Origin of the sequence: Nocardia salmonicida NBRC 13393, from assembly GCF_001613085.1 — a bacterium.
Lineage (GTDB): Bacteria > Actinomycetota > Actinomycetes > Mycobacteriales > Mycobacteriaceae > Nocardia > Nocardia salmonicida.
On record NZ_BDBR01000020.1, the window covers coordinates 41,260 to 64,050 of the forward strand.

Genomic DNA, 22,791 nt, shown 5'->3' on the forward strand with positions numbered 1-22,791 from the left:
TCGAACGGAGCGTGCATGGATCCCCGCGCGAGCGCGCTGACCAGGCGATCGTTGCTGGGGCTCGGTGCCGCGGTCGCGGTGGGAGCGGTGTTGCCCGCATGTGGCGACGAACAGACGTCCTGGCCGGTCCGCACCACCGGTCGCCCGGATGTGCTCGCCCTGGCGATCGACGCCTACATCTTCGGTTATCCGTTGATCATGATGGACGTGATGCGGGCGGCCAGTGGTCCGAACAACAGCCTCGATCACAGCGTGCTGCCCGATCCCTACGACCGCGGCGTGGCCAGACTCAGCAACGACATGGTCTACACGCAGGCGTGGCTGGACCTGACCGATGAGCCGATGGTGTTGCAGATTCCCAGGGCGGAGCCCGACCGGTTCTGGCTGTTCCAGTTGCTCGACGGGTGGGCAATACCGTGCACGACCTGACCAGCAAGAATCCGCGGACCGCCGTGAACGCCGACGGTCCGCCCTCCACCTATCTCCTCACCGGCCCGCAGTGGACGGGCGAGCTGCCTGCGGGGATGACACGGCTGCGGATGCCGTCGGAGCTGTGCACGATCGTCGGGCGGATCCAGATCAACGGCACCGAGGACGCGCCGAAGGTCAACCAGTGGCAGCAGCGGATGAAACTGATCCCGCTGAGCGCCTGGAACCGGGTTGAACTCGACAGCACGGTCAGCCGCGTCCACCCGATCGACCGTGGGCCGGAACCCCCGACGAAACGGATCGCGGCACTGGACGGCCGCACCTATCTCAACCGCGTCTGTCGGCTGATGATCGCCGATCCCCCCGCCGCCGACGACGCACCGCTGATGACCGAGCTGGCCACGGTCGACATCCAGCCCGGCGGAGTAGTCGACAACCTTCCGGCCGACGTCCTCGACGAAGCGGTCCGCCAGGCCCAGCGCAGCATCGCCGACTGGCAAGACCCCACCGCCCGCCGGGTCAACGGCTGGGAAATTCCCATCGACCTGGGCGGCACCTACGGCACCGACTATCTACGTCGCGCGGCCAACACCAGGCTCTCGCCCGGCCTCGCCCCCATCCGCGACGTCCTCTACGCGAACCTGGACGCGCCCGCCACCGACGACCGAGGCGAAGCCCTGCGCTACCGAATCCGCTTCGAACCAGGCCAATGGCCACCCCCTGTCGATGCCTTCGCCACGATCACCGCCTACGACACCCAAGGGTTCCTGGTCCCCAACCCCGACAAGATCTATTCGGTCGGCAACTTTCCCGCCGTGGTCCGCGCCCCCGACGGCTCCGTGGAAATAGCTGTCCAACAACAGGACCCACGCCCCGCCGTCCCCACGGGTAACTGGCTCCCCATTCCCTCGACCGGCGCTTTCTCCCTGACTCTGCGCCTCTACGCACCCAAGGAGGCCGCGCTCGACGGGAAGTGGCAGCCACCACCGATGACCCGCGTCGACGATTAGGTCCGGATTCACCCGAATTCGATGACGGTGCCGTTCTCGATCGAAACCCTGGCGGCCTCGAAGAACAACAGCCAGGTGGTCAACTCCCGGTAGAACGGGTGCTCCGCGTCGTTGTTGCTGTCCAGCACTGCCCGGATCCGGGCGAGCTCGGCATCGGAAAGTTCACCATCGACCAGACTGATACCCAAATACGGTGCGACATAGGCAAGTTCGCGCATCAGCGCCACGCTCGACCCGACCATGCCACCGGCGATGTCGACCCCGTCGCCGACGAAGAGAACCTCATCGAATTCGACGGGAACGTAGAGACCCTCGCAATCCGAGTGGCAGACGAGGTGGGAGTCGAAGGTGGATCCGACCAGGTCGATGACTGGATCATCCGAAGCCCGCTCACCCTCGGCAACGGGAGTCAGCGGTTGCTCGGGGTACTCGCGCGCCAGGGCATACGCACGTCGCAGCGAGTGCACGAAAGAGTAGGGCACGCCCAATATCCGAGCGCGGTCCACTGCTGAGCCCGCGACCCTCGGCTCCTCGTGAGGGGGTAGCCCCTCTTGCACCAGCAATTCGTTGAGCGCACGCAATTGATCTGTCAGCCTGTCGAGATTTTCCGGGTCACTGCCGTCTTCCACGGCATAGGCCAGTCCCCCGGTTCCTACGGTAAGTCCCATGGGGAGAAGCTAGCTCGACGGTCTGACAGATCAGGGCTTGTTGGACATGGCGGCGATGAGGGAGTTGGGGCGCATGTCGAGCCAGTGGGATTCCACGTAGTGCAGGCAGGAGGTTCGGGGCGCGGCGCCGAAGGCTACCGACCAGCCTCCGGGGACGGCGGCGAAGGTGGGCCAGAGGGAGTGTTCACCCTCGGTGTTGACCAGGACGTAGAACTGGGCGTTGTCGTCGTCGAACGGGTTGGTCATGGGGTGGCCTTTCCGAGGAGAGTGCCCAGATGGGCTAATGCTGATGGGGTGCCTTCGATGTCGTGGTGGGCGAGCTCGCTGGTGCGGAACAGGCGGTCGCTGTGGGTGGGGTGGGCGGGCGCGAAGTGCGGGGTGAAGTCGGTGGTGGTGATGCCGTAGGCGGTGATGAGGGTGCCTAACCGGGAGGGGTCGGGCGGCTCGGTGAGGACTACGGTCGCGCCGACGCGAAGGGGTAGCAGGTAGCCGTGCCAGGCGGTGGCGTCGCCGGTGTGGGCCTGGTGCAGGTAGACGTCGCGAGTGGAGAGATGGTGGCGGGCCTGCATGGCGGTCACCCGGTGGACCGCGGCCTCGTGGCTGATGGTGACGCTGTGGGTCGAGCCGGGCGGAAACAGCACGAGGGCGGAGTGCTGCGGCAGGATCGGGGCGCGATGTTCGCCGCGGGCGATCGGTTCGCTGGAGTAGGCCGACAGCGCGACCCGGTCGACCGTGACCGTCGGGATGTCGTAGGCCCCGAGGTGTTCGCGGGCCGCGATGGTCAGGGCCAGTGCGGGGTTGACGACCGGTGGGATCAGGGGGTTCGCGGTGTCGATCGGCACCACGGTGCCACCGGCCTTGAGCACCGCGTAGGCGGCGACCACGAACTCGATGGAACGCGGAACATCCACGAGCACAGCGGATTCGGGTCCGATGCCGAGGGCGGACAGATGCCGGGCCAGTTGGTTGGTGCGCCGGTCGAGGTCACCATAGGTGATGATCGATGTCGGGCCGTCGCTCGGCGCATGGACGACGGCCGGGTCGAAAGGGGTCGCGGCGGACTGCGCTTCGAATTCGTCGAGCAGGAGCTCGCCCGGCAGTCCCACCGCACCGGAATAGTGCCCGTCGTCGATGCGGCCGACGAATTCGATCTCGGCGGTCCAGGCATCGCCCGGCGGCCTGCGCCGCACCAGGTCGCCGGTGGCGAACATGCGGTCGTCCACCGGGCCGATGGGGTTGGCCAGGAAGGTCGCGGCGGTGGCCTGCCTGCCGACGTAACCGCGCGCCAATTGCACACCGGAGACGTAGAGTTCACCGATCTCACCGTCGGCGACGGGGCACAGGTGCTCGTCGAGGATCAGCAGTTCGACATCGTCGGCGGCCGATCCGAACGGGACCACCTCCAGATCGGCCCCGGTCACCTCGTGCGCGACGAACTCGCCCGCGGTTTCGGGCCTGCCGTAGACATGCCACAGGGTGGCTCCGCTCACCGAGCGCAAGGCGGCAGCGGTTTTCGCGAGCAATGACCCACCGGAGCCGAGCACCACGCGCAGCGAATCGAGGCGTTCCTCGGCATCGGGCAGCGCCGCCAGTTCGGCCAGCTCGGCATGGTCGAGACATGCTGTGGTCACGCCTGTTCGGGAGATCGCGTCGGCGAGCACTTCCGACGGCGAGACCACCAGCGTGGCACCGGTTTGCAGGGCGAGCAGCATCTCCCCTACCGCGGCCTGCCCGCTCAGCGGTGCGTGCCAGAGCACGGAATCACCGGCGCCGATACCGCAGAGACGCTGGCGCCAGCTCGAATTCGCCTGCGCCGCGCGATGTCCGACGACGACCGCGGTCGAGGCGGCGATGTCGACGACGAGATAGGCCGGGTTGTCCGCGGTAGGCCCTGGTAGCTCGTCGGGAGTGATCTCGACGGTGGCGTCGGTGTACAGAACCGGGAACCCGGCCGGGTGCCGCGTCCGGGCGCTCGTGAGGACGAGCGTCGGCGCGGCCAGCGCCGAGGTGCGGCTTTGCACTTCCGCCGGGGTAGCGGGGTCGAGCAGAACGAAGGCACCGCCCGCGGCGAGCACCGCGTGCACGGCGACAACGAGTTCCGCCGAGCGCGGTAGCGACACCGCGACGGTGGCCTCGGGGCCGACGCCGTGCTCGATGAGAGCCGCGGCCAAGGCATCGACACGCTCGGCTAGTTCGCCGTAGGTGAGGCCGATTTCGCCGTCGCGCACCGCGAGGATGTCGGGTTCGTTATCGGCGTAGGTGGAGAAGGCGGCGAGCAGGGTCGCCGGGTCACGCGGCCGGTCGCCGTCCAGGTCACGCAGGAGCGCGGCGAGGGTGGCGGCGGTCGTGACCGAATCCGTGTGCGACATCAGAGTTGTCCTTCCGAGTCGTCAGCCGACCCCGCCCCGGCGATTACCGCGGCAGCATCGGTCACCAGTGTTTGCAGAGTGGAAGACAGACCGACCGCGCCGAGTGCGGCGAGCACGCCGGGCACGAGGCCGGCCAGCGCGACGTTCACCAACGCTTCAGGTTTCATCTTCGCGCCCATCGCCCTGCTCACCGCGGTGAGTTTGGCGTCGAGTGCTCCGTAGGAGATGGCGTGCTCGCCGTGGGCGAATGCCACGGTCGCCGGCGCGAGCCGAGCTGCCGAGCCGACGAGGCCCGGAAGATCGGCGATGGTGTAGGTGCTCGGTGGTGGGGTCTTTTCGGCGTCGGTGCGCATGTCGATGGCGCGCACCGCCACGGCGGGATCGGCGGCGACGGCGGCGAGGATCTTGCGGAACCGTTCGGCCAGCGCTTCGACCGTCGACGCGTCGAAAAGGTCGATGGCGTAGCCGAAGTGGACGTCGAGGCCGTCTAGTACGCCGTTGTCCGAGTAGCGCTGCAGGGCGGTGAGGTGCAGGTCGAACTTGGCTTCCGTCAGGCCGGGGTCCAACGTTCGAACGTGTAGGCCCGGTAGGTCGATACCGCCCGGCGGCATGTTCTGGAAGGTCAGCATCACCTGGAACAGCGGGGTGTAGGCGCCGGTTCGCGTGCGTCCCATGGCATCGACCACCTGCTCGAACGGGACGTCGGCGTGGGAGAGGGCGGCCAGGTCGCGTCGCTTGGCCTGGGCCAGCAGATCGGTGAACGGTGCGCGTGAGTCGAGCTCGGTGCGCAGGGCGACGGTGTTGACGAACATGCCGACGAGATCGTCGAGTTCGCGAGCGCCGCGACCGGATACCGGGGCGCCGATGGTGATGTCGGCGCTGCCGGATTGTTTGGCGAGCAGGACGGCCAGGGCGCTGTGAACCACAGTGAACAGGGTGGTTCCGTTGGCGCGAGCTACCTGGTCGAGGCTGCGGGTGAGCTCGGCATCGATCTCGAATTCGAGCGTCGCGCCGCGCATTTCACGCCGGGCCGCGCGCGGGCGGTCCGTCGGCAGCGCCAGCAGTTCGGGTGCGCCAGCGAGTTCGCGGGTCCAGTAGGTGAGCTGCTGGGTGAGCACGCTGTCGGGATCGGCCTCGGTGCCGAGCAACTCTCGTTGCCAGGCGCTGAAGTCGCCGTACTGGATTTCCAGCGGGCTCCAGCCGGGTTCGCGCCCTTGGCTGCGATCGACGTAGGCGCGCACCAGGTCTCGGGTGAGCGGGTCGATCGAGTAGCCGTCGGCACTGATGTGGTGCACCACGACGACGAGGACGTGATCGTTGTCGGCGACGCGGTAGAGGGCGACTCTGATCGGGGGCGCGGCCGTGATGTCGAAGGGCTGCGCGACGAGTGCCGCGATTCGGGTTTCGACATCGGTGGGCGCGACCGGGATCGGGGCGAGGTCGACGGCCGCGGACCAGGCGGGCATCACCTGTTGCACGGGGCCGCCCGCGGTGTCCGGGTAGCGGGTGCGCAGGGTGTCGTGGCGGGCCAGGAGGTCGGCGATCGCCGCTTGTAGGGCGGGCAGGTCGAGCTTTCCGGTCAGGCGGATGGCGGCCGGGATGTGATAGGCCGAGGACTGCGGAGACAGTTGGTGCAGGACCCACATGCGTTGCTGCGCGGGCGAGAGGACCGCGGGACCTTCGCTGGTGCGTTTGGTCAACGGCGGGCGGGCGGCGGTGCGATCGGCGGTGGCGAGGTGTTCGGCCAGTGCGGCCACCGTCGGGGCATCGAAGACCGCTGCTACCGGGACTCGGATGCTGAGCGCGGCGCCGAGACGCGCGGCCAGCCGGGTTGCCATCAGCGAGTTGCCGCCGAGAGCGAAGAAGTCGTCGTCGAGTCCGGCGGTCGGGCAGCCGATCACCTCGGCGAAAGTCCGGGCGACAAGTTGTTCGACCTCGGTGACCGGGGCGCGGAAGGCGGCCTCGGCGAACTCCGGTTCGGGCAGGTCGGCCCGGTCGACCTTGCCGTTGGCATTGAGCGGCAGCGCGTCGAGCACCACCAGCGCGGCGGGAACCATGTAGGCGGGCAGGCTCGCGGCGAGTTCACCGCGCAGTCGGGCCGCGACGGATTGTGCGTCGCCCGGGGCCAGATCGGCGACCGCCGCGTAGGCGATCAGCCGCGCCCCCGCACGCTCGTCGGTCTTGGCCACGGCGACCGCGGCCCGCACATCGGCGCAGCGCAGCAGGGCTGTCTCGACCTCGCCGAGTTCGATGCGGAAGCCACCGATCTTGACTTGGAAGTCCGCGCGTTCGAGGTACTCGAGGGTGCCGTCGGCACGCCACCGCACGATGTCGCCGGTGCGGTACATCCGCGATCCGAGCGACGCACCTGCCCTGGTGGCGAAGGGGTTGGCGACGAAGCGGTCGGCGGTGAGCGCTCGGCGGCCGAGATAGCCGCGGGCGAGTTGGTCTCCGGCCAGGTAGAGCTCGCCCGCTACGCCGATCGGGACCGGCCGTAGACGAGCGTCGAGAACGTAGAGGGCGCTGTTCCACGCCGGGGCGCCGATCGGAACAACGTGCGACGGGTCATGGGCTACTTCGTATTCGGTGATCGAGACGGCGGCCTCGGTCGGGCCGTACAGGTTGTGTAGGGCGGCGGTGGTGCCGCTGGCACGGAACTGGGTAGCGGTGGCGGCGGGCAGTGCTTCGCCGATGGCGAGGACGGCGCGCAGCGACACCGGGAGTTCGGTTTCGGTGGTCAGGAGCATGCCGACGAGTGAGGGCACCGCGTGCAGGACGGTGACGCCGTGCCGGGTCATGGTGGTGCGCAGCCGATCTGGATCACGCTCGTCGCCGGGGCGGGTGACGATCAGGGCACCGCCGGAGCTCAGGGGCGACCAGAACTCCCAGACCGAGAGGTCGAAGGTGGCAGGGGTTTTCAGGAGAACGCGATCGGTGGTGGTCATGGCGAAGCGGTCGTGCAGCCAGGCGAGCTGGTTGACGATCGCGGCATGCGGGACGGCTACGCCCTTGGGGCGACCGGTGGAGCCCGAGGTGAAGATGATGTACGCGGGGTGCTCCGGACGCAGCGGGGCGATGCGCTCGACATCGGTCACCGGGTCGGTCGAGAGGTCCTGCAGGGCGCGGTGATCCAGCTCGAAGACGGGGACGTCGACCGAGATCGGGAGACCGTCGACCGCGGTGGTGAGCACGCACAGCGGCGCCGCGGTGGCGACGATGTCGGCGATGCGGTCGACGGGGTGATCGGGGTCGATCGGCACGTACGCGCCGCCCGCCCGGACCACGGCGTGCATGGCGATCACGAGGTCGATACCCCGGCGCATGGCCAGCACGACGGCGCGTTCCGGGCCGACGCCCTCGGCGATCAGGAGCCGAGCGACACGATTGATCTGGGCATCGAAGGTGGCGTAGTCCAGGGATTCGCCGGTCTCGTCGTCTACCAGCGCGAGCGCTGTCGGGGTTCGGTGTGCTTGGCGGACAACCAGTTCGGCGAGGGTTGTCGACTCGACCGGATGAGCGGTATCGTTCCATGTCTCGAGGAGCAGGATGCGGTCGGTGCCGAGCACATCGAGGTCGCCGACGACGACATCCGGTGTAGTGGTAACGGATTCGAGCACCCGGCGCAGCTGACCGACGAAACGTTCCGCGGTTGCGGCGTCGAACAGATCGGTGGCATAGCCGAGGGCCATCTCGATGCCCGCCGGAGAGCCATCGGCGGTGTAGTTGTCGAGGGCGAACAGGTGCAGGTCGAACTGTGCTACGCCGGAGTCGAATTCGATGTTCGAGACGGTCAGGCCGGGCAGTTCCAGCTGACCACGCTCGTGGTTCTGGAACGAATAGCCGACCTGGAACAGCGGGTGCCGCGCGGTGGAACGGGCCGGGTTGAGCACCTCGACCAACCGCTCGAACGGCACGTCGGCGTGCGAGAAGGCGGCGATATCGGCGGTGCGTGCCGCGGCGAGCAAAGCGGTGAACGCGGCGTCGCCCGCGACCTGGGTGCGCAGCACGAGGGTGTTGACGAACATGCCGATGACCTCGTCGAGTTCGGCTTCGCCGCGTCCCGCGTTCGGGGTGCCGACGGCGATATCGGCGGTGCCGGAAACTCTGGCCAGCAGGGCCGCGAAGGCCGCGTGGACCACCATGAACAGCGTGGCGCCGTTGCCGCGACCGAGGGCGATCAGCGCGGCGTGCAGATCGGCGTCGACGGTGAAGCTCACCTTGTCGCCGCGCAGGCTCTGGCGGGCGGGACGTGGCCGGTCGGTCGGCAAGGCCAGCTGATCGGGCAGTCCGGCGAGCTGGGTCTGCCAGTAGCGAACCTGCTGGGCGGCAACGGATTCCGGATCAGACTCGTCACCGAGTAGGTCGCGTTGCCACAGGGCGTAGTCGGCGAACTGCACGGCGGGCGGCGCCCAACCGGGTGCGGCATCGGCGAGCCGGGCGGTGTAGGCCCGCATCAGGTCGGCCACGAAGGGCGCGACGGAGGAGCCGTCGGCGGCGATGTGGTGCATGACGGCGGCCAGCACGAATTCGGTGTCGGCCACCTGGAACAGGCGCATGCGCACCGGAATCTCGGTGGTGACATCGAAGGTGGTCTCGGCCAGTTCGCGAATCGCCGCGGGCAGGTCCGCGTCGGCGACCGCGATCGGTTCCAGCGACACCACGGCGTCGGCGGCAGCCACGATCGACTGCGTCGGAGTGCCGTCGATATCGGTCCCCGTGGCTCGCGACACCGGGTACATGGTGCGCAGCGACTCGTGCCGGGCGACCACGTCCGACATCGCGGCCTGCAACGCACCGGTATCGAGCGCACCGCTCAGGCGCAGCGCGAACGGGATGTTGTAGGCCACCGACGCGCCGTCGAAGCGGTTGAGGAACCACATCCGCTGCTGAGCCGGGGACAGCGGAAGGAACTCGGGACGGGCCCGGCCCACCAGCGCGGGCCGATCGACCTCGGACTGAGCGTCGACGGCGGCGGCCAACTCGGCGACGCGCGGGGTCTCGAACAGGGTCCGCACACCGACGCGCCGGTCGAGGGCGGCACCGATGCGGGCGACGGCCTTGGCTGCCAGCAGCGAGCTGCCGCCGAGGGCGAAGAAGTCGTCGTCGGCGCCGACCGGCTGCCCGTCGGTACGGCCGAGGACCTCGGTGTAGACGTCGGCGATGATCTGCTCGGTGATCGTGGCGGGCTTGCGGTAGGCGGTGGTCTCGAAGACGGGTGCCGGGAGTGCGGCACGGTCGAGCTTGCCGTTGACCGTGAGCGGGATGCGGTCGACCAGTACCACGGCAGCCGGGAGCATGTGTTCGGGCAGGGTCCGCGCCAGCTCTTTGCGCAGGTCGGCGGTGTCGACGTGGGTCGATTCCGCGACCAGGTAGGCCACGATTCGCGGCTCGTCGACCAGGTCGGTACGGACGAGGACCGCCACTTCGCGCGGGGCCACCGAACTGCGCAGCAGCGCGGCCTCGATCTCGCCGAGCTCGACGCGGAAGCCACGCAGGTTCACCTGCTGGTCGGCACGACCCAGGTATTCGAGTTCGGCGGCTGCCGAAGCCGGCGACGCGGGATCGTCCGGCGCTATCGTCCAGCGGGCGAGGTCGCCCGAGCGGTAGGCGACGGATCCGGCGGGCCCGTAGGGGTCGGCGACGAAGCGGCTCGCGGTCAGGTCGGGCCGCCCCAGGTAGCCGCGCGCCAACTGCGGGCCGGAGACGTAGATCTCGCCGGGCACGCCGACCGGAACGGGGCGCAGACGCGAATCCAGCACGCGCACTGTCAGTCCCGCGATGGCGCCGCCGATCACGCTGGCGGAGCCCGTGTTCGGGGTGATCTCCCGGTAGGAGGCATGCACGGTGGTCTCGGTGATGCCGTACATGTTCACCATGCGGGGCGAGTCCGGGTAGCGGGCGAACCAGCCGGCCAGACGCTGGGGTTCGAGCGCCTCGCCACCGAAGATCACTGTGCGCAAAGCGTATTCGGAGGGTTCGAGGGTGGCCAGGTCGGCGGCGACGAGCCCGTAGAACGCTGACGGCGTCTGGTTGAGCACGGTGACGCGTTCGGCGCGCAGCAGCTCGCGGAACTGTTCGGGCGAGCGGGAGGTGAAGTAGTCGACCAGGACGATCGAGCCGCCGTGCAGCAGGGCTCCCCACAGCTCCCACACCGAGAAGTCGAAGGCGTAGGAGTGGAACATCGTCCACACATCCGAGGGGCCGAAGCCGAAACGCGCCGCGGTGTTGTCCAGCAAGGCGACGACATTCGTGTGCGGAACGACGACGCCCTTGGGGCGACCGGTCGAGCCGGAGGTGTAGATGACGTAGGCGGTGTTGGCAGGGTCCAGGGGCGTACGCCGGTCCGCGTCGGTCAGGGGCTCGGCGGCGAAGTCGGACAGGTTGCCCGCGTCGGGATCGATGACCGGGCCACCGAACCAGTCGGGCGCCAGGCCGGTGTCGGCGTTGGTGATGGCGCAGTGCGGCCGGGCGTCGTCCAGCACGTATTCGATGCGATCGGCCGGGTAGTTGGGGTCGATCGGCAGGTAGCCGCCGCCCGCCTTCAGCACGGCGAGCAAGGCGACGGGCAACTCCACCGAACGCGGAAGTGCGACCGCTACCAGCGATTCCGGGCCGACACCCGCGGCGACGAGACGCCGCGCCAGGCGGTTGGACCAGGCGTCGAGCTCGCCGTAGCTCAGGCTGAGATCGCCCGCCTTCACAGCGACGGCGTTCTGGTCGAGGGCGGCGGCGCGGGCGAATCGGTCCACCATGGTGTCGGCGGCGGCCACCGAAGCGCCGGTGGACGACCAATCGTGCAGGGTGCGCTGCTGTTCTTCGGCACTGAGCAGTTGGATGTCGCCCACCACGACCGTCGGGTCGGCGACGACGGCGGCCAGCACCTGGGTGAAGCGACGGGCCAGCACCGCGACGCTGCCCTCGTCGAACAAATCGGTGGCGTAGGCGATTTCGATCGACATGCCGTTCGCGCGTCCATCGATGTCGTCGGATTCGCCGACGGTGAACTGCAGGTCGAACTTCGCCACGGCGGCATCGAAATCGACAGGGTGGACGCGCAGCCCCGCAGCTTCCAGTGCCGGGACAGTGAAGTTCTGCAGAACCAGTGCCACCTGGAACAGCGGGTGGCGGTTACGAGCTCGCGCCGGGTCGACGGCATCCACGACCTGCTCGAACGGGATGTCGGCGTGCGAGAGGGCGTCCAGGTCGCCCGCGCGGACAGCGTCGAGGGCGGTCTCGAATTCGACGCGCGGGTCGATCTGGGTGCGCAGGACCAGGGTGTTGACGAACATACCGATCAGGCCGTCGAGGGCAGCCTCGCCACGGCCCGCCACCGGAGTGCCGATGGCGATGTCGCTGCCGCCGGACAGGCGCGCCAGGAGGACCGCCAGCGCCGCGTGCACGGTGCTGAACAGGGTGGCCTCGTGCTTGCGGGCCAGTTCGCGCAGTTCGCTGTGCAGATCGGAGTCGATCTGGAAGCGGTGGACGGCGCCACGGTAGGTGGATTCGGCGGGGCGGGGACGGTCGGTCGGCAGGTCGAGCTGCTCGGGCAGGCCGGCCAGGCCGTGGCGCCAGAAGGCCAGTTGGGTGTGCGCCGGCGAACCGGAGTCTGCCGCGTCACCGAGGTTTTCGTGCTGCCACAGGGTGTAGTCGGCGTACTGGATCGGCAGCGGGGCCCAGGTGGGGGTGGTCCCTTCGTGGCGGGCGGCGTAGGCGGCCATCAGGTCGGCGGCCAGCGGGCCGAGCGAGAAACCGTCCGCGGCGATGTGGTGGACCACCAGGACGAGCACGTGGTCGCCGTGCACCGCGAACAAGGCCGCGCGCAGCGGGATTTCGGTGGTCAGGTCGAAGCGGACCGCGGCGCAGGACAACAGGCGTTCGGGCAGTTCCGCCTCGGTGATCGCCTCGGGCCGCAGGGCGAGTTCCGCCGTGTCCGAGATCAGCTGTTCGGCGCCCTCCGGGCCGTCGGGGTAGCTGGTTCGCAGGGTCTCGTGCCGGATGACCACGTCGGTGAGGGCGGCTTCGAGGGCGGCGATATCGAGGTCGCCGGTGAGCCGCAGCGCGACCGGGATGTTGTCGACGGCATCGCCGATACCGTCGACGTCGGCTAGGTAGCGGTTGAGGAACCACATCCGGCGCTGCGCGGCCGACAGCGGAATCCGCTGTGGCCGTCCGCGAGTGGTGAGTTCGAGGCGGCCACCGGTGCCGCGCAGGGCGGTGCACCGGTGGGCCAGGTCGGCCACGGTCGGCGCGTCGAACAGCAACCGGACCGGGATCTGGGTGTCGAGGGCGGCGCCGAGGCGGGCCGCGACCTGGGTGGCATTGAGGGAGTTGCCGCCGAGGGCGAAGAAGTCGTCGTCGAGACCGACTTCGCGATCGGCGGGGAAACCGAGGACCGTCGCGAACGTGGCTGCCACGATGCGAGCGACCTCGGTGGTCGGCGCCCGGAACACCGCGGCCTCGAAACTCGGTGTGGGCAGCGACTTCCGGTCGAGCTTGCCGGAGGTGTTGAGCGGGAACTCGTCGAGGACCACGAACGCCGTGGGAACCATGTAGGCGGGCAGGGTACGGATCAGCGTGGCCTTCACCGCATCCACGTCGAGGTGCTGTGGTGCGACGAGATACGCCACCAGTGCGTCGTCGCGGGCGATGACCGCGGCCTGGGTGATCTCCGGAAGTCCGGACAGGACGGCTTCGATCTCGCCGAGCTCGATCCGCAGACCACGCAGCTTCACTTGGAAGTCGGTGCGGCCCAAATACTCCAGCTCACCGTCCGTGGTCCATGTGACGAGGTCGCCGGTGCGGTACATGCGCTCGGCGGGGGTGAACGGGTCGGCGACGAAGCGGTCCGCGGTGAGGTCGGCACGGCCCGCGTAGCCTCGCGCCAGTTGAGCACCTGCCAGGTACAGCTCGCCGGGAACGCCGACGGGAACCGGATGCAGTCGACCGTCGAGGACGTACACCCGGGTGTTGTGCACAGGCGCGCCGATCGGGACAGAGACGGTGTCGGCGTCGATCACCTCGTGGAAGGTGACGTCGACCGCGGCCTCGGTGGGGCCGTACAAGTTATGCACAGCCGTACCGGTGCGTCGGCGCAGCAGTTGGGCGGGCGTGGGCGGCAGCGCCTCGCCCGATGCGAACACCAGGCGCAGCGATGCGCAGCTCGCGGTGGTCGCAGCGCTCGCTTCGTCGAGCGCGGCGACGAAGACGGCCAGCATCGAGGGGACGAAGTGGGCGACGGTGATCTGCTCGGTGTCGATCAGCTGGGCCAGGTAGGCCGGGTCGCGGTGGCCGTCGGGGCGGGCCAGCAGAAGGCGGGCACCGATCTGCAAGGGCCAGAAGAACTCCCACACCGACACGTCGAAGGTGGCGGGGGTCTTCTGCAGGACGACGTCGTCGGGGGTGAGGCGGTAGGCGTCCTGCATCCACACCAGGCGGTTGACGATGGCGCCGTGGGAGACGACGACACCCTTGGGCTGACCGGTGGAGCCGGAGGTGAAGATCAGGTAGGCGGCGTTGCCGGGAGTCAGGGTGGCGAGGCGGTCGGCATCGGTGATCGGCTCGGACGAGTAGTCGGTGGTGTCGAGTTGCTCGAGGTCGAGAATCGCGGGGCGAGCGGTCACGCGCGCGTCCTCGCGATCCTGCGCGAACAGGTCGATGTCGTCGATCGCGCGGGTCAGGACGCAGACCGGGTCGGCGGCGTCGATCACCTGGGCGATGCGCTCGGCCGGGTGGTCCGGGTCGAGCGGCACATAGGCGCCGCCCGCGGCGAGGACCGCGTACATGGCGACGACCAGGTCGGTCGAGCGACGCATACCGAGAGCCACGGTGCGATCGGGGCGAACACCGATCGAGATCAGCAGGCGAGCGAGCCGATTCACCTGGGCGGCGAACTCGGCGTAGCTCAGCGATTCGCCGTCGAAGCTCACGGCGGTCGCCTCCGGGGTGCGCTGGGCCTGCGCGGTGAACAGCGAGACCAGCGTCATGCGCTCGTCGACCGGGTACGCGGTGGCGTTCCAGGTGTCGAGCAGGTGTGTGCGCTCCGCGGTGTCGAGCAGGTCGATGTCGCCGATCACGACGGTGGGATCGGCGGTCACCGTATCCAGCATTCGCAGGAAGCGGGTGCCGAGATCTGTGATGGTCTGCGCGTCGAAGAGGTCCGTCGCGTACTCGAAGCGGCCGAAGAGTCCGTCGGAGGTCTCGCGCAGGGTGAGGTGCAGGTCGAACTTCGCTGTGTGGGTGTCGATCTCGATTTCGGTGGCGGTCAAGCCCGCGAGTTCGAGTTCGGTTCGGGAGTTGTTCTGGAAGTCGAGCATCACCTGGAACAACGGGTGCCGCGCGGTCGAGCGCTCGGGATTGAGCGCCTCGACGAGACGGTCGAAGGTGACGTCGGTGTTGGCCAGGGCGCGCAGGTCGCTGTCGCGGACCGTGCCGAGGAGTTCGGTGAAGGTGGCGTCGGGCCGGATCCGGGCCCGCAGCACGAGCGTGTTGACGAACATCCCGACCAGGTCGTCGAGCGCCTGGTCACCGCGGCCTGCGACCGGAGTACCGATCGAGATGTCCTGTTGGCCGGACAGTTTGGTGAGTGTGGCGGCGAATACGGTGTGCAGCACCATGAACAGCGAGGCGCCGGCATCCGCGCCGAGGCCGCGCAGTCGTTCGGTGATCGCGGCGGGCACCGTGAAGGTCTGGCGCGCACCGCGACCCGAGGCCACCGCCGGGCGCGGACGGTCACTCGGCAGCGAGAGCAGGTCGGGCAGATCCGCCAGTTCAGTGGTCCAGAAGGCGATCTGGCGCGACAGGGAGGAGTCGGCGTCGTCCTCGGCACCGAGGGCATCGCGCTGCCAGAGGGCGAAGTCGGCGTATTGCACCGGCAGTGGCGTCCACTGGGGTGCGGTGCCCGCCCGGTGAGCGGCGTAGGCGACCATCACGTCGCGGGTCAGTGGTGCGACCGACCAGCCGTCGGCGGCGATGTGGTGCAGCACGATGACGAGGACGTGCTCGTCGGCGCCGGTGTGCAGCAGATGCAAGCGGACCGGCGGTTCCTGGTCGACCGTGAACGGGACAGCGGCCAGCGCGCGGATCCGACTGTCGAGGTCGACCGGGGCGATCGCGTGCGGTTCGAGGGTGATCGTCAGCTGGTCGGCGTCGAGCACCTGCTGGAACGGGATGCCGTCGACGGCGGGGTAGCGGGTCCGCAGCGCTTCGTGCCTGGCGAAGACCGCGGCGACGGCCGCGTTCATCGCGGTGTAGTCGATCGCGCCGGTCAGGCGGATGGCGGCGGCGATATTGTCGGCGACCGATTCGGCGTCGAACTGGTTCAGGAACCACATGCGCTGCTGGGCATACGACAGCGGAACCCGGTGCGGCCGTTCGCCTGCCACCAGGGCGGGCCTCGGCGCGACCGCTTCCGCGGAGTCGAGCACCGCGGCGAGTGCGGCCACGGTCGGCGCCTCGAACAGCACCTTCAGTGACACCGCGCGACCGAGCGTGGTGCCGAGGCGAGACACCACCTGGGTGGCGACTAGGGAGTTGCCGCCGAGCGCGAAGAAGTCGTCGTCGGCGCCGACCTGCTCGACCCCGAGCACCTCGCCGAACACCTGAGCCACCGCGGACTCGATGCCCGCGGCGGGCGCACGGAAGGCGCGCGCGGTGAACACCGGCTCCGGCAGCGCCTTGCGGTCGAGCTTGCCGTTGGGGGTGAGCGGCAGCGCATCGATCACGACGAACGCGGACGGCACCATGTGCGGGGCGAGGGTGCCACGCAGGGTAGCGGTGATCGCGTCGACATCGAGAGCCACTGCCGTCGTATCGACAGCTCGGTCTTCGGTGGCAGCGGGCACCAGGTAAGCGACGAGCTGGTCGCCACGGTGGGCGTCGGCACGGACGAGCACGACGGCCTGGCGGATCGACGGCAGGGCGAGCAGGGCGGTTTCGATTTCGCCGAGTTCGATCCGGAAGCCGCGGAGTTTGACCTGGTCATCGTTGCGACCCAGGTACTCGAGGGTGCCCTCGGTGGTCCAGCGGACCAGGTCGCCGGTGCGGTACATACGCTCGGACGGCGCCCACGGGCAGGCGACGAACCGCGCCGCGGTGAGGGCAGCGCGGGAGCGGTAGCCACGGGCCACCTGGGCGCCCGCGACGTACAGCTCGCCCGCGACACCGGTGGGGACCGGTCGCAGCCGCGCGTCGAGTACCCACTGGGTGATGCCGCGCAGTGGGGTGCCGAGGGTCAGCGGGGAATCCGCGGTGAGGGGGACACTGATATTGGTGGCGACCGTGGTCTCGGAGGGGCCGTAGGCGTTCACGAACGCGCGCGGGACGGGTCCGGTGGTCCAGCGGGCGATCAGGTCGGGCGGGCAGGCTTCACCGCCGACCATCACCATGCGAAGGGCGTCGAGTCGAGCGGGGTCGAGCACGGCAAGGCCGGAGGGCGTCATCAGCGCGTGGGTGACGCGCTGCTCCGAAAGCAGCTGGGTCAATTCGTCTCCCACGTGGCGACCCAGCGGGGCGATCACCAGCGTCGCGGCGGAGTTCACGGCGAGCAGGAATTCCATCACCGAGATGTCGAAGGACGGGGAGCCGACCTGGAGGACGCGAGCGTCGGCGGAACCGAACATGCGGGCGGTTTCCTCGGCGGCGAAACCGGCGATGCCCGCCTGGGTGACCAGCACGCCCTTGGGCAGGCCGGTGGAGCCGGAGGTGTAGATGACGTAGGCGAGGTGCTCGGTGCGCAGGGGGCGAACGCGCTCGACGTCGGTGACGGGGTCGCTGGAACGCCCGGCGCATTCGGCCATCAGCTTCAGTTCGTCGAGGACCAGCCAGTCGATCGAGCCGGGCAGTGCGGGCTGCGACTCGGACACTGTAAGACCCAGTCGCGCACCGGAATCGGTCACCATATGAGTGATCCGATCGAGCGGGTAGCTCGGATCGACGGGCAGCCAGGCCGCACCTGACTTGGCGACAGCCCACACCGCGAGGACCGACTCGATGGAGCGGGGGATGCCGACGGCGATGACGTCGTCGGGACCGATGCCACTGTCGATGAGGACCCTGGCCAGGCGTGACGACGCCCGGTCGAGTTCACGGTAGGTGAGGGTGCGGTCGCCGTCGGTCACGGCATCGCGATCCGCATCGGCCGCGACGGCCCTGGCCAGGAGGTCGGGTAGCAGGCCGGTGGCAGTCACCGGCGCTCCGCGCATCCCGACGAGCCGGGCGTGTTCGGGCGGCGACAGCAGCGCGAGGTCACCGACCGCAGTGTCGGGGGCGGTGACCGCCGCGGCTAGTAGTCGCACGAAACGCGCGCCGAGAGTGTGCATCTCGGGCTCGTCGAAGAGGTCGGTGGCATACAGGGTGACGGCGTCGATGCCGTCGGGTTCGCCCGCGGCACCGCGTCGTTCGGCGAGGGTCAGCTGTAGGTCGAACTTGGTGATGTCGAGTTCGATCTCACGCACCGTGACCGGCGAACCTGCCAGTTCGAAGGTGGTGTCGAGCACGGCCTGGAAGTTGAGCGCCACCTGGAACAGCGGGTGCCGCGACTGCGAGCGGGCCGGGTTGACGACGTCGACCAGGCGATCGAAGGGAACGGTGGCATGGGCGAAGGCGGCAAGGTCGGTTTCCCGGGTGCCTTCCAGCGCGGCGGTGAAACTCGCGGCCGGATCGACCTCGGTGCGCAGAACCAGGGTGTTGACGAACATGCCGATCAGGTCGTCGATGGCACGGTCACCACGGCCCGCCACACCGGTACCGATGGCGATGTCGGTGGTCCCGGACAGGCGCGCGAGGAGCACGGCCAGCGCGGTGTGCAGGACCATGAACAGCGAGGCGCCTGCCTGCTGAGCCAGATCGGCGAGCCGCCGATGCAGGTCGGCGTCGATGGTGAAGGCGGTGCGTGCGCCGCGCATGCTCGGCTCGATCGGCCGCTGCCGGGCCGAGGGCAGCTCGAGTTGGTCGGGCAGTCCCGCCAGAGTCCGCTCCCAGAAAGAGATTTCGCGCGAGGCCAGCGACTGCGGATCGGCTTCGGCGCCGAGCAGTTCGCGCTGCCAGAGCGCATAGTCGGCGTACTGCACACTCAGCGGCGACCACCCCGGATCGACGCCGTCGGCCGCGGCGCGGTAGGCGGTGAGTACGTCGCGGACGAGCACCTGCAGCGAAACGCCGTCTGCCGCGATGTGATGCAGCACGACTGCGAGTACGCACTCCCCTGCCGGGACGTCCGCGATGGGCTCGGCGAGCCGCGAGGCGGAGTTGTCCACAGCGCTGTCGACAGCCTCCGGGACGACGAAGATGCCCGCGCGGAAAGGAGCTTCGCGTTCGAGATCGAACCCGGCGCGAGCGAAGCGAGTCAGCTCGGCGTCGAGGTCGGCGGCCGACACTGCGACGGGATCACCGATGCGGACCGACCCGGCATCGCGGACGACCTGCTCGGCAACCTCGCCACCAGGGGCGTCGACCGCAGGGAACACGGTGCGCAGGGCCTCGTGGCGGTCGACGACCTTGTGCAGCGCGGCGACCAAGGCGGGGAGATCGGCGGTGCCGCGCAGGCGGACGACGAACGGCATGTTGTAGCCGGGGGCCGAGGGGTCGAAGCGGTTGAGGAACCAGATTCGTTGCTGCGCGGGGGAAAGCGGGATCAGCGCCGGGCGGGGGCGAGCAGCGAGCACGGGGAGCTGAGCCGAGACACCGGTGTCGGCACGTTCGGCGACGGCGGCGGCGAGGCGGGCGACGGTGGTCGCGCCGAACAGATCGCGCACGCCGAGGCGGCAGCCGAGGTCGGCGCCGAGGCGGGCCGCGACCTGGGTGGCCACCAGGCTGTTGCCGCCGAGGGCGAAGAAGTCGTCGTCGCGACCGATGCGGTCGAGGCCGAGTACCTCCCCGAACACCCTGGCCACCGTCTGCTCCACCGAGCCGACCGGTTCGGCGTAGGTGACGACGGTGCGGACGGGTGCGGGCAGAGCCTTGCGATCGAGCTTGCCCGACGCGTTCACCGGAAGGGCATCGAGCAGCACGAACGCGGCGGGCACCATGTAGGCGGGCAGCGCGCGCAGCGCGGTCTCGCGCAGATCATCGGTCACGACCGCGCCCGGCTCGGCTTCCACCACATAGGCGACCAACTGCTCGCCGACGCCCGCGTCGTCACGGACCATGACCACGGCGCGCGCCGCGGAGTCGACGCTCTCCAGGACGGCCTCGATCTCGCCGAGCTCGATCCGCAGACCACGCAGCTTCACCTGAAAATCGGTGCGCCCCAAGTATTCCAGCTCACCATTGGTGGTCCAGCGAACCAGGTCGCCGGTGCGGTACATCCGCTCACCCGGCAGCGGGTGCACGACAGCGACACCGGATCCGCCCTCGGCGACCGAGCGCCCGGAGTCGGCGGACACCACCGCGGGCGCGGCGACGAAACGTCCGGCGGTGAGCTCGGGACGTCCTACATAACCCCGGGCGAGCTGTACCCCCGACAGATACAGCTCACCCGGAGCCCCGACCGGAACAGGCCGCAGCCGTGAGTCGAGAACATGGAGCCGGGTGTTGAACACCGGCGCGCCGATCGGCACCGTGACCCGGTCGCTGTCGTTCACCTCGTGGAAGGTGACATCGACGGCGGCCTCGGTCGGGCCGTAGAGATTGTGGAGCCGGGCACCGGTCAGCAGCCGCAGGCGCTGAGCGGGCGCGGCGGGCAGAGCCTCACCGGAGGCGAAGACCAGCCGCAGCGAGGTGCGCTCGGCGATTTCCTGTTGGGCCAGAAAGGCTTCCAGCATCGACGGCACGAAATGTGCCACGGTGACGCCGTATTCGGCTATCACGCGGCGCAGGTAACCGGGATCGCGGTGGCCGTCCGGCTCAGCCAGGAGCAGCGTCGCGCCGATCTGCAAGGGCCAGAAGAACTCCCACACCGACACATCGAATGTGATCGGGGTCTTCTGCAACACCACGTCGACGCCGTGCAGCCGGTAGGTCTGCTGCATCCACACCAGCCGGTTCACGATCGCGGCGTGCTCGACGGCGACGCCCTTGGGCAGACCGGTGGAGCCGGAGGTGAAGATGACATACGCGGGGTGACCTGGGCGCAGCGGCACGGTGCGGTCGGCATCGTTCAGCGGGGCGTCATCGTAGTCGCTCAGATCGAGCGTGTCCACAGTCAGCACCGGCAGCCCGTCGACGGGCGCGCGGTCGCGGGTGGTTGTGAGCACCGCGGCCGGGGCGGCGGTGGCGAGGATGTGCGCGATGCGCTCGGCCGGGTGATCCGGGTCGATCGGCACGTAGGCCGCGCCCGCGGCGAGCACCGCGTACATCGCCACGACCAGTTCGGGCGAACGCCGAATACTCAGCGCCACCAGCGATTCCGGGCCGATGCCGTCCGCCCGCAGGCGCCGGGCCAGCCGGTTGACCCGCTGGGCCAGCTCGCGATAGGTCAGCGTCGCGTCCTCGGTGGGCGAAGACGTCGCCATCCGCACGGCCACATCGTCAGGGGTACGCGCGACCTGGGCTTCGAACAGGGCGGGCAGGGTGGCCGTCGGCACCGAACGTTCGGCCAGCGCGGCATCGACATCGAACCGGGTGGAGTTCCAGATCCTCGTGCTGACCTGGAGTTCCAGCTCGGTCGCCACCTCGATCGCGCTCAGCGCGGTGTCGAGGTCAGCAGCGGCCAAGCGCTCGAGGAAACCGAGGAAACGGGCGTGATGCCTGGCCAGGGTGTCGGCGTCGTAGAGGTGCGGGTTGGCCTCGAAATCGACGTGCACCCGATCGCGGTCGCCGTAGTAGACATTGAGACTCAGGTCCTCGATCGGACCGGTGGACAGCACCCGGTAGCGGCCGGTGGTGGTACCGAGCGTGAGGTCACTGCGGAAGAGCATGAAGTTGGCGAGCGGACCGAACAGCGCACGCCGGGCGGGGCGGCCGTCGTCCTCGGCGTCGCGGCGGATGTCCTCGGCACGGTAGCGCTGATGGCGCAGCGCACCCGCCACCTCCACCCGCGCCGCGCGCAGCAGCTCACCCCAGGTAGCGGCAGAACCCGCCGCGCCCGTGGGGAGTCGCAGCGGCACGATATTGGACAGCATCCCTGCCGAGCGGCGCATGACCGCGGTGGTGCGGGCGGTGACGGGCAGGCTCAGCACCGCGTCCGGGCGGTCGGTGAGGCGGCCCAGGTAGGCGGCGAAGGCGGCGAGGAGTACCGCGGAGATCGCCGAATCATCGCTGGCGGCAATGGTTTCCAGGCGGTCGACCAATCTCTCCGACAGGCGCCCACCGGTCACCAGGTTGATCGCCGACCTCGGCGCGGTGCGGCCGTCGAGCGCGGTGGGACTGTCCAGGCCCGCGATGCGCTGGGCCCAGTGCTCACGATCGCCGAGGAAACGAGTGCTTTCGCGGTACCGCTGTTCGCCCTCGACCAGCGCCGACAGCTCGCCCGGCACCACTTCGCGGGCCGGGGTGTCGAGCATCCGCGCGGTGTAGAGCTCGGCGACGCGCTGGGAGTTGGTGAACGCGCCGTACCCATCGAGCACGATGTGATGGCCGCGCAGATACCAGAACCACCGCGCTTCGCCGACCCGCAGCACCGCACCCGCCACCAGCCGGTCGGTGAGCAGGTCGATGGGGGCGCCGAACTCGGCGCGCATCCATTCCTGCGCGGCGGCCACGGGGTCGTCGTGGTGGCGAAGATCGATCAGCGGCAGCTCCTGCTCGACCGCGATGGTGTGGTCGACGTACTGGTGCGGGACACCGTCGAATTCGCCGATGCGCACCAGCGACGAGCCGTAGGCGTGCGCAGCCTCGGCCGAAACCTGCTGCAGCACAGCGATATCGAGCTCGCCGTCGATGTCGACATACTGGGCGATGGTGATCGGGACATCGGGGTCGAGCAGCTGCGCGTACCAGACGCCCAGCTGGGCCGGGGTCAGCGGAAACGGCAGGCCGACGACCTGCGCTTCCTGTGGTCGCGCACTGAACCCACCCAACTCCGTACCGTGCACCAGAGCCTCCTCGAATCGCGAAAGAACAGCAGATCGAATGTTTTCGGGCAGCACGAATACACCTCGTGAACCGGAAGATTCGATATGAACGCGGTGGGCGTGACGCCACACTCGCGCAAGATCCCCGACAGATCATGTGGACGAGATCGGCGACCACTGGTCGCCGAAGCAAACGGACGTTGCGTCCGTCGCGGGTGCCTAGCTGATGATCGTTCCTCCAACGGCTGTGTCAGTTACGTCACATGGTGCCTGTCCATGCAAGGCCGACAGTAGGCGCTCATTTAATAAAAGGGAACTTATTCCGGTAAAAAAACCGGTCGATTGTCCAGTCTGTCCGAGTGAGTAC

6 protein-coding genes are annotated in these 22,791 nt (G+C 69.1%); 2 read left to right on the forward strand and 4 right to left on the reverse strand.

Translation table 11 applies throughout. The features are described 5' to 3' along the window. Positions 1-15: 15 nt before the first annotated feature. A complete protein-coding gene (locus NS1_RS39205) occupies positions 16-429 on the forward strand; it encodes a DUF1254 domain-containing protein (protein ID WP_062987051.1) in 414 nt (137 codons plus the stop codon). Next, positions 405-1,439, forward strand: coding sequence for a DUF1214 domain-containing protein (locus NS1_RS21240; RefSeq protein ID WP_062987053.1), 1,035 nt, complete (start codon positions 405-407; stop codon positions 1,437-1,439). Before NS1_RS39205 ends, NS1_RS21240 begins: the two co-directional genes overlap by 25 nt. 8 nt (positions 1,440-1,447) lie before the next feature. Here the strand turns inward: NS1_RS21240 and NS1_RS21245 are convergent, their stop codons facing one another. Genes NS1_RS21245 through NS1_RS21260 form a run of 4 tightly spaced genes read right to left on the reverse strand, consistent with a single transcriptional unit; the run spans position 1,448 to position 22,445 of the window. Continuing rightward, positions 1,448-2,107, reverse strand: a complete 660-nt coding sequence (locus tag NS1_RS21245) for a putative DNA-mimic protein (protein WP_063816219.1) — start codon at positions 2,105-2,107, stop codon at positions 1,448-1,450. A gap of 30 nt (positions 2,108-2,137) precedes the next feature. After that, positions 2,138-2,353, reverse strand: coding sequence for an MbtH family protein (locus NS1_RS21250; protein WP_056814159.1), 216 nt, complete (start codon positions 2,351-2,353; stop codon positions 2,138-2,140). Beyond that, positions 2,350-4,476 (reverse strand): AMP-binding protein, encoded by a 2,127-nt coding sequence (locus NS1_RS21255; protein WP_062987057.1) that lies wholly within the window; start codon positions 4,474-4,476, stop codon positions 2,350-2,352. Before NS1_RS21255 ends, NS1_RS21250 begins: the two co-directional genes overlap by 4 nt. Further along, a complete protein-coding gene (locus NS1_RS21260; protein WP_255284629.1) occupies positions 4,476-22,445 on the reverse strand; it encodes a non-ribosomal peptide synthase/polyketide synthase in 17,970 nt (5,989 codons plus the stop codon). Before NS1_RS21260 ends, NS1_RS21255 begins: the two co-directional genes overlap by 1 nt. Positions 22,446-22,791 lie beyond the last annotated feature (346 nt).

What these genes read in the sequence shown, in the direction of transcription:
- NS1_RS21255 (WP_062987057.1), bottom strand. Translation starts at nt 4,476, where the DNA reads ATGTCGCACACGGATTCGGTCACGACCGCCGCCACCCTCGCCGCGCTC.
- NS1_RS21245 (WP_063816219.1), bottom strand. Translation starts at nt 2,107, where the DNA reads ATGGGACTTACCGTAGGAACCGGGGGACTGGCCTATGCCGTGGAAGAC.
- NS1_RS39205 (WP_062987051.1), top strand. Translation starts at nt 16, where the DNA reads ATGGATCCCCGCGCGAGCGCGCTGACCAGGCGATCGTTGCTGGGGCTC.
- NS1_RS21250 (WP_056814159.1), bottom strand. Translation starts at nt 2,353, where the DNA reads ATGACCAACCCGTTCGACGACGACAACGCCCAGTTCTACGTCCTGGTC.